Source organism: Clostridium frigidicarnis (assembly GCF_900111985.1).
Lineage (GTDB): Bacteria > Bacillota > Clostridia > Clostridiales > Clostridiaceae > Clostridium_Z > Clostridium_Z frigidicarnis.
The window spans coordinates 190,296-203,724 of the sequence record NZ_FOKI01000001.1 but is presented as its reverse complement, the minus strand read 5'-3'; the positions used below and the strand labels follow the sequence as shown (position 1 = coordinate 203,724).

Sequence of the window (13,429 nt, the reverse complement as noted above, 5' to 3'; positions counted from 1 at the left end):
TACAACTTTAATATTACTAAGTATATAGAGCTAAGCATTAAGCTTAGCTTTTTACTTTTATAAAGGCATAAAAGTATTTTAATTTAGACATTTAAATTAGAATGATAAGAACCAGTAATTACAAGGTTACATTATAACTTTATTTAAAATCCTAATGTGAGTTTCAAATAAAGTTAGCTTAATTCAAATATAATTAAAGGAGTAAATAAAGAGGAGATTTCTTTTTATGGAGGATTATAGTAATGAATTACCATAGGACATAGTAAGAATACTATAGAGAGTATTTATTTTGTGGCAGAACAATGAAAAATAGAATAAGTAAGTTGTTAAAGGATATGTATCTTAATAGACTAGTATAGTGCTAAATTTACACTGAATATAGGGAAAATAACTTAAACCTCTAAAGAAATGTTGAAAAGAGTCGAATTATTAAATATAGTGATTATAACAATAACTTAGTAATATATTGTTGATATATCAATAAATATAGGATTTAGAAGAGGTGAAGAAACATGGATGTCAATTATATAAATCCATTTCTAGACTCATTTACAAATATCATGCCTCAACTAGGCTTTAAAAATATTAAGAAAAATTCAATTAAGTTAAATGGTAGATACATAAGAAGTCCAGGTGTTGTAGTTATTATAGGATTAGTTGGAGATATTAAAGGTAATATTATTTATGGAATGAGTGTAGATGATGCAAAAAAAATATCATCAAAAATGATGATGGGAATACCTGTAGAGAACTTTGATGGATTATCTCAAAGTGCGATTTCAGAGCTTATAAATATGTTAACAGCAAATTCTGCAACTAATTTTTCAAATGATAATATAAATATAGATATATCTACACCAACCATTATTCAAGGAGACTTTACAGCAAATGCTAGTTCAGAAAAGGTTATTTGTGTAAAGGTTGGAATAGATGAACTAAGTATTGAGGTTAACATTTCTTTAGAGAAGAATGCACTTTAGAAACATATTAGAAAGCATAAAGTGATAAATTATTGTAAAAACCATTGACTGTAATTCAATGGTTTTTCTATTTAGTGATCAACATTTTTATTTATAAGCTTCATAAAAACTTCAGGAGTTACTATTTCCACTTTAGGATTCTCTTTTAGTTTAGTAACTGCATTTTCAATGTTGTTTAAATCTTTACTCCAAACATGAACATAAACAAAGGTATAACTCTTAGAATTGTGAATATCCACCTCTCCAGAATCAATTCTTTCATTAATGTTTTTAACTAATTCATCTTCACCCTCTAGATTATTCCAAAGTAAATCTCTACAAGATACTATAGGTTTATTGTTGGACCAATTAATTTCTCCATGATAACTATCGTGTTTATGGTAATCAAGATAAAACAATCCCTGTATATTAGGCTTAGAAGTAAATTCATCCCAAAGTTTATTATTATGAAAAGAGGCGTCATCTATAATTGCTACATATTTCTCATCTACTTCTTTCATATAATCATTTAATCTATTAACATATGAACCTAGAGCATTGGTATTAAATTTACTTGGGTATATATACCCATTTCCAGAGGGTGGTACTACAAAATAATCATTATTACATCCAGAAGATGCATTTTTGTAATATAGGTTAAAAACAGTAGGAGCTAGATAATATAAAGATGGGCTTAAGGACCAACCTAAATTAAAGTTACCTCTATAAGAAGAGCCGTACCATTTAGGTGAGTTATAATTAGTACCCAGGTTCCACTGCTGGTTATCTCCATCAGACATAATAAAGGTTACATAATGAGCGTTTTCTTTATCAGGAATATTTAGTAATGACTTTTGAGTCATGGGTGATGATGGAAAGGCACTTAACACAGTTAAATTATAGGACCAATCTGCAGCAATCATACTTACACCATGTTTTGAGGATGTACTTACATTGGTAAATTCATCTGGACCCCAACCTAAGCAGATGGAATCTGTTTCCATTGATGAAAATATTTTATCTCTAAGGGTAGTATCATTTATGCTATCTTCATAAAATATTAGAGATTTAGTCATTATGGCATAGTCTCTTAAGGATGTATCTTTTTCAGGTGATAGTTGAATTACTATGGAATGGTTTAAACCATTCCATAAATTATTGTAAGCCCAATTCTTATCTGTATTTCTACAGTCACCTTTAACATTTGTTACACCATGGGCTCGTACCTTATCTTGGATAGATTCATCAATTGCAATGCAATTATTTAATGATGCAAAAGAACAAGCATTATTTATTGAAGGATCTTTTAGTGATTTGTTATTATAAAGTACATATCCATCAACATAATTTTTAAACATATTTAATAATTCCCATGGGTCCGAAATATTTTGGTATGATACTCCATAATTGTTTTTTAAATCATCTAACCATATCTTGTAATCTGGTTGTGAGGAATTGAGGGTATAGATTTGATTAGATGATTTACTATTAACTATTCCTTGAAGGGTAGATACCATTGTTCTTTCACTGGGGGACATAGTATTTTGAGAAATAACATATAAAGAAGTTGGAATTTTAGAGTTTTTTATGTAATAAGAAGTAGGGTTAGAGTTAGATAGGGAAGCAATAGGAAAAAAACTATTGCTTTCAGTGCTTATAGTTTTTTTCCATTCACTCCATTTAATATTAAAATCACTGCTGTTTTCTTTACAATATTTATAAAAATTCTGTAAAAAAGTAATTCTTTCATTCTTATAGAAAGATTGAATGTGATCTTCATCAAAATCTGCTAATAATAGTTGTCTTTTTATAATATCATCAGCTGGAACATCTTTTGAGTTTTTAATCATATCATACATAATCATAAATGTAGAAGTTCTTCCTATACCATGTTTACAATGAAAATGAAACCATGTATTTTCAGTTTGCGATTTTATTGAATCAACGAAGTAATCAACCATGTCATCTGTAGGTAGTTTAGTATCAGTAACGGGAACACGAAGATATGATAATGAATTAGAAGTAACAAGCTTATCTTCATTTTCAACCTTTGTTGGCACTACAGTTAGTTTTTGGTGATTATAAAAAGTAATAGGTACATTTAATTTAATGCTATTTAGGTCACTATTTTCTTTTGATATAACCTCATCTCTTGTTAGACCAATATTAGCATTATTTTTTGAATTAGCCCAGCTTACAGGCATGCCATTAATAAATCCGTGGGATTCTTGTCTTAAGTCAACAACAGTTATAGGTAATGAAGTTCCTATACTCTTTATTACAAGAGGTAGATTATGTTCGGAAAATTGTTGGCTACCAGAAATATTCAATTTGTCCAGTCCTTTAAGACTTACATTATTATTGTTTTTTATACCTTCTAAATTAGATGATTTACGAAACCTTTTTGGCATGTCATTGTATTTTGATGTATCTAAAACAAGATTTACACTGTTGTCATCTTTGACATCTAAAGATACATCATAAGCATGTGCTTGAGTTTTTATTCCTAAAGAGTAAAAAAAACTTAAAAAGATCAAAATGGCGGATACATGGACTTTAAATTTTTTGCTCAATTATTTTCACCTCATTTACATTAATTATAGGTATAATAAAGTTTAACTATAACTAATAATTTATATAAATATAGCATGTGTTATTTATATATCTTCTATACCATTTAGTAATGGATTTTCATATTAGGTTGGTATTAGTGAATAAATGTTCATTCAAAATATTATTAAGAAGAGAAATGTTAAATCTTATCAAGACAGAGCATTTTAAGACAGGATTTATTTTTTATGTATTGCTATAATTTGGTTGAAGGGATAATGTATAGAGAAATAGAATGTGGAGCTATTTTAGAGGAGTTTGGATGTATTTTATAGAATATATTCAAATAAATTAAGAAGAGGGTTAAATATTATATATAATTTACAAGGAAGGAGTCCTAATGTATGTCACAAACGACAAAAAAAGCTTTGGCACAATCATTAAAGAATCTAATGAACAGTAAGTCATTATCAAAAATTACAGTTAATGATATTGTTAAGGATTGTGGGGTAAATCGTCGTACATTCTATTATCACTTTCAAGATATCTATGCCCTTTTGGAGTGGATCTTTAGAAATGAAGTTACTAGCGTAATGGCAGAAAATAAAACTTATGAAACATGGCAACAAGGATTTTTAATGATATTTTTGTATTTAGAACAAAATCATAAACTTGTATTAAATACTTATAATTCCATTGGACGTGATCAGTTGGAAATACATTTATATAGTGCTGTATACAAGCTTGTATTTGATGTTGTAGATGAGGTTGCTGTAGAGATGAAAGTTTCAGAAAAGGACAAGGAGTTTGTAGTGAATTTTTATAAGTTTGCTTTAGTAGGATTATTGCTTGAATGGATAAGAACCGACATGGTTGAAGATCCTGAGAAAATTATTGATAATCTTAATAAAGTAATAAATGGAGATATACATAGAGCATTATTAAAATGTGAAGTAAATCAATTAAGAATAACTTAATAAAAGCGTTTGTTGCAAATAAAGCAAGGAAGCCAAGAGGATTCCTTGCTTTATTTACTGTATATTTAAATTAAATCTTCAAGTGTTGTGTCTTTTAGCAGTTTACGTACAACTATCTCACCAGGGAGAGGACGTCCACTATATAATGTTTTTGCTGCCGCTGCGAGGACACGAATATCGTATTTAGTTGGATATACTTCAGGCACTTTTTTATCAAGATTAAGTAGTGTATAAACTGCAGTCATAGCGGAACGAATAGAGTATTCAACTGTGAATACACAATCATCTTCAATTTCTGCAAATTGACCTAAAAATGCGAGATTAGTACTGCCTGTTGGAACAACATCAGGTCTATCACCTTTCACACGTGGCATAAACTGACTAGTTATATAAGGCATCATGCAAGGAATAACATTAAGGGTTTTAATAATTTCCTCCATGTCATCTTTCACTCCCATATGATATAGAAGCTCTGTTACAAGTTCCTCACCAGTGCAATCACACATTCTCTTTTTTACAAAATCTCCAATGTTGTCAGCAAAAAGACCATAAGCCCATAGCACTAACACATTTTTAGGTTGGTCAACAAAGTGAGGTTGTCTGTTACAAGTTACACTTAAAAGCCAACTGGAGTCTTTAATAGTTATAATACCTCCAGTAACACATTTACCAGAGTATGGGTCTCTGCCTGTAAGGTCCTTAAGAAGGTCTGCTACTTTAGAATCTGTGCATGTTATAGTGAAAGATTCCCATTTACTTTTATCAATATCACCACAGAAAACTTCAGGTTTTCCAAAGGAAGGATCTTTCTTTGCGATGTTTTTCCATAGACTCCAACATCCACCCATTTCACGATTAAGTTCTGGTGCTTTATGCATGTTTCCAAGAGTAGAGTTTTCTGTCATAGAACCATTAGTAACAAATACTAAATCATCAGCTGTTGTATGAATTATTTCATCTTTGCCGTTACGTGATAAGTGAATAGCAGTAACAGTTTTTTTATCTTTATCTATATGAATATCTAAATCAGTAACCTGTGTATTTAAATCAAAAACTACATTTTTAGAGTGTAGCCAATTTTTTAAAGGAAGAATCATAGTATCATATTGGTTATATTTTGGAAACATAATTCCTTTAAGACGGTTCATTCCAGGAAGTAAGTGCATAAAACGTTGCATATAACGTTTCATTTCCACAACACTGTGCCAATTTTCAAATGCAAACATTGAACGCCAGAACCACCACATGTTAGTTTCTAAGAAAGAAGGGTGGAAATATTGTTCAACAGTTGTAGCGCCTAAATCTTCTTCCTTTGCAAGGAAAAGCATAGTTAGTTGTTTAACGTGAATGTCACTTAATCCAAGAGATGAAAAATCAGCCTTTTCACCACAATTATGAAGTAATCTACAAGTAGACTCATTAGGATCACCAAGGTTAAGATCTCTAAAGTCCTCTAAAACAGTTCTGTTAGGGTTTTCCAAAGAAGGGATTTTGCTATATAAATCCCAACAACACTCGTAGTGTTCTTCCATTTCTCTTCCACCACGAACAATGTAACCATCCTTTGGATTTCCACATCCATCCATAGCACCACCAAGAATATGTGTTTCTTCTAAAATAGTGATGTTTTTACCATCCATATGTCCATCACGAATCAAGTATTCAGCAGCTGCAAGAGAGGCTACACCGCCTCCAATTAAATAAGCTTTTTTATTTTCTATACCTTCTGGTTTTAAAGTATTTATATTTTGAAAATTTCCCATAAATTTACCCTCCTAATTGTTAGTTATAATGTATTTCTAATATTAAGGTAAAGCAATTAGAGGAAAAAATAAATAATCAAATTTCATTAAATGTGCAATGTTGTAATAAAATTATAACTTTGTGCAATGAATTTCTACTGATAATTTACAAGAGAGGACAGTTTTATTAATGCTAAGATTTAATTCAAATTCTTTTTATATAAAGAATTAGACATTATTGGTATGGTATTTTATAATCATAAATATGTAAGTTAAATAAAATTAAAAGTAGTTGTTAAGTTTAGGCACATTTGACTTGTTATTTTCTTTCATGTGCCTTATGTATGGCCTTAGGAATCAAGATATATATTATAAATATTTTTTGGCTTTATAAAAAATCATTGACTTGTACCTTACAGGTACCATTATAGTTAAATTAAAGGTTAGCTAACTTTTAATTTTATTGGAGGTTTTATTTATGAATATTAAAGTCGTATCCGAAAAGACTAGATTAACAAAAAAAGCTATTAAGTATTATGAGAGTGAGGGTTTAATTAATCCTTTTAAAAATAATGTTAACAACTATAGAGAATATACAGATAATGATATTGTAAAACTTAATTTAATTGGTGCATTAAGAGCTATAGAAATACCAATAAGTGAAATAAAGTGTTTAGTAGAGGGAAATAAATGTATCCATGAAATTATGGATGATACTCTAAAAAAAGTGACTGAAACTATAAGTAACCTAGAAAAAACCAAACTTATTATTAGCAGTATTATTAACAAAGAAACAAAGGATTATTATAGTGTTGGCGAACAAGTTAGGACACTAAGAGAAACATTAGAACTTTCTATAACTGAAAAAAAGGAGTTAATATCAAATACTTTAATAAGAATCTTTCCAGGAACCTTTGGGGAGATATTTGTAAGTTGCTATGAACCATTTTTGAACATTACTATAGATAATAATGAAAAGAAAGATGTATGGTTAAAGCTTGTAGAGTTCTTGGATGATTTAGATGAGTTAGACGATAATAATACATTTATAAAAGGTATGAGTAGCATAGATATTGATAAAATTAAAGACTATAACGAAGAATCCAAAAACAACATGTTAAATCTTTTAAGTGGAGATAGTAGTTTAAAGGAAAAATATAAAAAAGATATTATTTCATTTGTAAAATCTATAAATGAAAATGAGGAGCTTAAAAAAAATATTGTTGAATCTCTTGCCAAATCTAAGAACATACTAAATGGTATTGGAGGAATGGATAATACTTTTGATATATATTTAGAAATTTTGAATGCTGACTATAAAAGGTATAGAGAGATAGGTAGGGAAATAAATAAAGAAGCAAGTGACGAAATGAAAAATGAATTTGGGGTAAGTTTAGAGGAGTTCTTTGGGAATTTAGTAGCTTTGGCAGAGTAAGTATAATAAGTAGTTTGAAGCATACTCTTCTTGTTTATATAACCATAGGTAAATCCATATTAATGTTCAGGTGGATTTTTAAATTAATATTATGAGACAAGTTATACATATGAATATTATATAAATGTTAAATATTTACACATAATATAAATTTCAGAAGGAGGCATCAGTTTATGAATTTCAAAAATGTAAATTATGGAATTATAATCATTTTATTTATTATGTTTATTTCTTCTAAGAATATAACCTACTTTTTCTTAATGATTCCTTTTATTCAAGGGGCATTATTAAAATTATACAAAAACAACTTAGAGAATACGTTATAAAAAGGTTAAATATGCTCAAATTCAAAAGTTGAAGGATATAATTGAAAAATAAAGATTACCCAAAGAATAAATCATAAATAATAGTAAAAGATAAAACGGAAAACTTTATTGAAAGGGGACTATATTATGACAAAAGATATTCTAGAAGTAGTAAAAGAGAGAAGAAGCATTAGATCATACAAAGAAGACCAAATAAAAGAAGAAGAACTTGAAACTATTTTAGAAGGAGGGATTTGGGCACCTAGTGGAACAAATGAACAAGCATGGCATTTTACAGTAATTCAAAATAAAGAATTAACAAAAGAAATAAGCGATAAAACTAAAACCATATTATCAAAATCAGAAAATGAATATATCAGAAAGTTGGGTGAAAATGAAAAGCTTCATATATTCTATAACGCACCTACAGTAATACTAATTTCAGGTAATGAAAAAGCTATAACTCCTATGGAAGATACCAGTGCAGCAGTTCAAAACATGTTGTTAGTAGCAGAAAGCTTATCAATAGGTACTTGTTGGATTGGTACAGTAGCATCATTATTTTCAGATCCAGAAGTAGGAAACGTATATAGAGAAAAATGTGGTATACCAGAAGAATATAAAGTTATGCACTCTATTTCAGTTGGATACAAAAAGATAGAGAATGTAAATCCCCCTGAAAGAAAGAAAAATAAAGTAAATTATATAAGATAATCTTAATGATATATAATTGAAAAAGTTGGTTTATATTGAGTTAAAGATGATAAAAGTAGAGGTGTTCAATAGAAAGTGAGCATTTCTACTTTTTTTATAAAAATATAGCTATTTTGTATTTGCATTTTAAAAATTAATAAATAAATATTGACTTTAGCACTTTAGCATAGTAAACTGTAAAAAAACATAAAATTAAAAAACGATGAAAAGAAATAGTAAAGATGAAGAACTTTTACAGAGAGTTCCCGGATGGTGAGAGGGGCAAAAGAAATCATTTTGAACACATCTTGGAGTTAATCATCGAAACCTAAATGGAAGTAGACTGCATTCGGGTGCACCCGTTATAGTGCCAGGGTATAATCAAATTTCAATGGATATAAACATTAAGTAATTTGACGTACTCTATGAGGCTGATTAGGTGACTAATTAGTAAATCAAGGTGGGAACACGTGAGAATTTTATACTTTCGTCCTTTAAGTTAATAGCTTAGGGCGGAAGTTTTTTTGTGTTGAAAATTAAGTAATAAGTTAAATAAACAAGATTTATAATTTACAAGCAAGTTAAAAAGAGTAGTTGTAACAAAATTACAAGAGGAAAGATTAACTTTAGAAAAGGGGGAATTGTTTTGAAAAAAATAATACTAATACTATGTTTAATACTAACACCTGTTTTAATCACATTCTGTGGTGATGAAAGAGAAACCTTAGAAAACACCATAATAGTAGGTCTTGATGATACTTTTGTACCTATGGGTTTTAAGGATAGTAATGGAGAAATAGTAGGATTTGATGTTGATTTAGCAAAAGCAGTAGGTGGAAATATTGGCTATAATGTGGAGTTCCAACCAATAGATTGGTCAATGAAGGAGATGGAACTAGACAGCGGAAATATTGATGTTATATGGAATGGATATTCTATAACAGAAGAAAGAAAAGGGCAGGTGGATTTTACTAAGGAATATTTAAAAAATAGACAAGTCATAATTACATTAAAAGATTCTAATATTAAAGATAAAGATGATTTAAAGGGAAAAGCAGTTGCAGTTCAAGCTGAATCAAGTTCCCAAGAGGCAGTGGAAAAGGATAAAGATATGATTAAAACGTTTAAAAAAGGAGAACTTATTTTATTTGAAAGCAATAATGATGCATTTATGGATTTAGAGTCCCATAGAAGTGATGCTATTGTAGCTGATGAAATAATGGCTAGATACTATATAAGCAAAATAGGAAAAGAAAAGTTTAAGGTTTTAGATGATGATTTTGGTAAGGAATTATATAGCGTAGGATTAAGAAAGGGTGATGACATACTAAAAGATAAGATTAACAATGCATTGTTAGAATTAAAGGAACATGGAACAATAAAGGAAATATCAAATAAATGGTTTAAAGAAGATATAACCAATATTGAATAATAATTAAAGAAACAAAGGGTTAGGAGGAATACATAATGGATTTAATATATAATTTGATGCCAGCTTTAATAGATGGATTAATGGAAACTTTAAGGGTGTTTTTTATAACTATAATACTTTCAATTCCCTTAGGCATAATAGTTTCACTAGGAAGAATAAGTAAAAATAAATTATTAAATGGAATAAGCAGTTTTTATGTCATGATAATGAGAGGTACGCCACTTTTATTACAACTTGTAGTGATATTCTTTGGACTACCGTTAGTTGGTATAAGGTTAGGTAGATTTGAGGCAGCCATTATAGCATTTGTTTTAAACTATGGAGCATATTTTGGAGAAATATTTAGAGGTGGAATAGAAGATATAGATGATGGACAATATGAAGCAGCTCATATGTTAGGTTTTTCGAAAGGATATACTTTAAGAAAAATTATAATACCTCAAACGATAAAAAAGGTTTTACCAGCTATTACAAATGAGATAGTAACCTTAGTAAAAGATACATCATTAGTTTATGTTGTTGGAATTTCAGAACTTTTAAGAGTAGGAAAAATAGCAAGCAATAGAGAGGCATCAATTATTCCTCTACTTGCAGCTGGGGCAATGTATTTAATAACAATTTCTATTCTATCAAAAGCTCTTAAAATCTTAGAAAAAAGATACAGTTACTATAACTAATACAATAATTAATAGGAGGAAAATCATATGTTACAAGTTGTAGATATAAAGAAAAGTTTTAAAGGTATAAAAGTATTAGAAAACATAACCTTTAATATAAACAGGGGAGAAATTGTTAGCTTAATTGGTGAATCAGGAGCAGGAAAGACCACAACTATGAGAATAATAAGTGGTTTAGAAAAAGTAGATAGTGGACATGTTCTTATTGATTCAGAAGAATTAAATAAAGATACAAGAAAAAACTTAGGAATGGTATTCCAAGGATTTAATTTGTTTCCACATATGACTGTTCTTCAAAATATAATTGAGGCACCTATAAATGTTCTTAAAATTGATAAATATGAAGCAGAAAAAAGAGCATTTCAAATACTTAAATCACTAGCAATAGAGGATAAGGCTAAAAATTATCCTTGTGAGTTATCAGGTGGACAAAAACAAAGAGTTGCTATTGCTAGGGTTTTAGCAATGAAACCTAAATACATATGTTTTGATGAGCCAACTTCAGCATTAGATCCCAAATTAACACTTGAGGTAGGAGAAATAATAAAAGAATTATCTAAAGAGGGTATTGGCATACTTATAGTAACGCATGATATGATTTTCGCTAAAAAAGTATCCTCTAGAATTATAGAAATAAATAATGGTAGAATTTTAAGAAATGTATCATCAGAAGAGTTTTTTAATATAATTGTATAAGTAAATAAGTTTATATTAACTTGTATGTCCAATATAAATTATTCAATTTAATAATGAAACTTTAAGCTAATAAATGCGTGAATAAAAATTGAGTATATATTGTACTTATTAAGGATAAACTTAGAAAGTACATTCCTTATAGATAATTAAATAAAATATTTTAATTTTAATGAGTTGCCCCTGATATATGTTTGTATTGGGGCTTTTTTTATTAAACAAAGAGTTTATGAGGTCAGTTAAAAAGATCGTTCTATAAAAACTAAAAATAATATTGAAAAGTGAATATCTATGTAGTATACTTTTATCATAAACTTTTAAAAGTTTATGATAAAAGTTGGGTTATAGAAAAGTTAACCTAAAGTTAAGGAAAATGATATATAATTCAAGGAATGTAAGTGTTACAATATTTGTAGAAAAACTACATAATTTGCAGATAAAATACTAAAGGGTCATAGTTAGACTAGCCTGATTTAGTTTTTATATTTAAAAAGAGGTAAATTTTAAATTTATCTCTTTTTTTCTTTAGCATAAAATGATTTTTAGCATTAGAATCATTTTATTTGAAATTAGTATCTTACCTTAACTTAAATTTACATGATAGAATATTAAGAAAACAATGTAAAATTCTTAATTTATAGATTTAAATAAATGTATATTAAAAATTAGTTTGGAATTACAGTAAATTATTAAGAGTTAGGAGTTAAAGTTATGCCAAGAGTAAAATTAACTATAAAAGAAAGTAAGTGTAGAAGCGGATACCATAAGAAGGGTGATGTCTTTATTGTTGAAGATATATGTCCTCCTATTTGTCATGAGCTTTGGAATAATATATATCCAAATGTATACGCTCTTTTAAATGGGGCTACATTGGATTATGGTAATTGTAAAGCGAAGAAATTTGAGATGAAGTGTCCTGATAATGGTAGAGTTGTTATTTTGGGAGAGGTAGAAGAAGAAGAGAATAGTTAAGTAACAATTTAGTTAAAGTATATATTTAAGAGTAAAGTTATATTATAGTTTACCAACCGTATTTCAAAATAAAACCCCTTAAAGTCTTTTAAATTCAAGAGCTTAAGAGGCTTTTTAATATGTAAAACTAAAAAATCAGAATCGATTGGTAAATTTTTAGAGAAGTGCTTGATTTATAAGGGTTTAGGGTATATCATTGATTATAAGAATGTTGATTTTACAGTGGTTGAACCTTAACATGAGATGTATTTAAATTTAGCTGAAGCAATCCATTCCTTTTCTTCTAAGTTAAGTTGAACCTTAACATGAGATGTATTTAAATTTTATAATATATTCTTCCCATGTCTTGAAACTTAAAAGTTGAACCTTAACATGAGATGTATTTAAATGACATTTCTCCATTTACTTTAGGATTTAATTTATAAGTTGAACCTTAACATGAGATGTATTTAAATGAATATAAGAAATATATTTCAGATTTGATAGATGAAAAGTTGAACCTTAACATGAGATGTACTTATTTTAGTGACAAGTTGTAGAGTGGCAAGTGACAAATTAATTAAATTATCTATTGAATAGTAAGCTCACATTATATTTTACCAACGGTATTTTAAAACAAAACCTCTTAAACCCTTTTGAATTTAAGGGGGTAGTAGATTTTTTAATATGTAAAACTAAAAAATTAGAATCGGTTGGTAATTTTTAAAGGAATCCTTGATTTATGAGGTTTTATGATATATCATTAATTATAGGAACCTTGATTTTACAGTGGTTGAACCTTAACATAGGATGTATTTAAATTATTGACCACTTAACAATGCAAATAGAATTACCGGTTGAACCTTAACATAGGATGTATTTAAATTTTCTTAATCCTACAGCACCCAAACAATTATCTGGTTGAACCTTAACATAGGATGTATTTAAATTTACTTAATTAAGAAGTTGTATTAGATTTTTACGGGTTGAACCTTAACATAGGATGTATTTAAAT

Annotated in this window: 10 protein-coding genes and 1 other annotated feature; of the genes, 8 read left to right on the top strand and 2 right to left on the bottom strand. The window is 28.4% G+C overall.

Annotated features, from left to right (window positions below; translation table 11 throughout):
* Window positions 1-512: 512 nt before the first annotated feature.
* Window positions 513-980 (top strand): chemotaxis protein CheX, encoded by a 468-nt coding sequence (locus BM119_RS00945; protein ID WP_090037906.1) that lies wholly within the window; start codon window positions 513-515, stop codon window positions 978-980.
* 71 nt (window positions 981-1,051) lie between these two features.
* On the opposite strand, the gene BM119_RS00940 is transcribed toward BM119_RS00945, so the two are convergent.
* Window positions 1,052-3,463 carry a GxGYxYP domain-containing protein gene (locus BM119_RS00940; RefSeq protein WP_423230990.1) on the bottom strand — a complete coding sequence of 804 codons (2,412 nt, stop codon included), beginning with the start codon at window positions 3,461-3,463 and terminating at the stop codon, window positions 1,052-1,054.
* Window positions 3,464-3,913: 450 nt separating this feature from the next.
* Here BM119_RS00940 and BM119_RS00935 point away from each other — a divergent pair, with 450 nt between their 5' ends.
* Window positions 3,914-4,486, top strand: coding sequence for a TetR/AcrR family transcriptional regulator (locus BM119_RS00935; RefSeq protein ID WP_090037900.1), 573 nt, complete (start codon window positions 3,914-3,916; stop codon window positions 4,484-4,486).
* Between the two features lie 65 nt (window positions 4,487-4,551).
* Here BM119_RS00935 and BM119_RS00930 read toward each other — a convergent pair whose 3' ends face one another.
* Complete coding sequence (locus BM119_RS00930) at window positions 4,552-6,249, bottom strand: oleate hydratase (RefSeq protein ID WP_090037897.1); 1,698 nt, start codon at window positions 6,247-6,249, stop codon at window positions 4,552-4,554.
* A 457-nt stretch (window positions 6,250-6,706) separates the two neighbouring features.
* Here BM119_RS00930 and BM119_RS00925 point away from each other — a divergent pair, with 457 nt between their 5' ends.
* The 6 genes from BM119_RS00925 to BM119_RS00900 all read left to right on the top strand — a co-directional run bounded on the left by BM119_RS00925 (window position 6,707) and on the right by BM119_RS00900 (window position 12,435).
* Entirely contained in the window at window positions 6,707-7,663 is a 957-nt protein-coding gene (locus tag BM119_RS00925) for a MerR family transcriptional regulator (RefSeq protein WP_090037895.1), read from the top strand.
* Window positions 7,664-8,115: 452 nt separating this feature from the next.
* A complete protein-coding gene (locus tag BM119_RS00920) occupies window positions 8,116-8,682 on the top strand; it encodes a nitroreductase family protein (protein WP_090037892.1) in 567 nt (188 codons plus the stop codon).
* A gap of 193 nt (window positions 8,683-8,875) precedes the next feature.
* Window positions 8,876-9,159: a binding site (T-box leader), on the top strand.
* A 142-nt stretch (window positions 9,160-9,301) separates the two neighbouring features.
* The gene (locus BM119_RS00915) at window positions 9,302-10,093 is read left to right on the top strand and encodes an amino acid ABC transporter substrate-binding protein (protein ID WP_423230989.1); all 792 of its coding nucleotides are present in this window, start codon (window positions 9,302-9,304) and stop codon (window positions 10,091-10,093) included.
* Between the two features lie 35 nt (window positions 10,094-10,128).
* Entirely contained in the window at window positions 10,129-10,770 is a 642-nt protein-coding gene (locus BM119_RS00910; protein WP_090037887.1) for an amino acid ABC transporter permease, read from the top strand.
* A gap of 27 nt (window positions 10,771-10,797) precedes the next feature.
* A complete protein-coding gene (locus BM119_RS00905; RefSeq protein WP_090037884.1) occupies window positions 10,798-11,466 on the top strand; it encodes an amino acid ABC transporter ATP-binding protein in 669 nt (222 codons plus the stop codon).
* A 708-nt stretch (window positions 11,467-12,174) separates the two neighbouring features.
* The gene (locus tag BM119_RS00900) at window positions 12,175-12,435 is read left to right on the top strand and encodes a TIGR04076 family protein (protein WP_090037881.1); all 261 of its coding nucleotides are present in this window, start codon (window positions 12,175-12,177) and stop codon (window positions 12,433-12,435) included.
* Window positions 12,436-13,429: the final 994 nt, after the last annotated feature.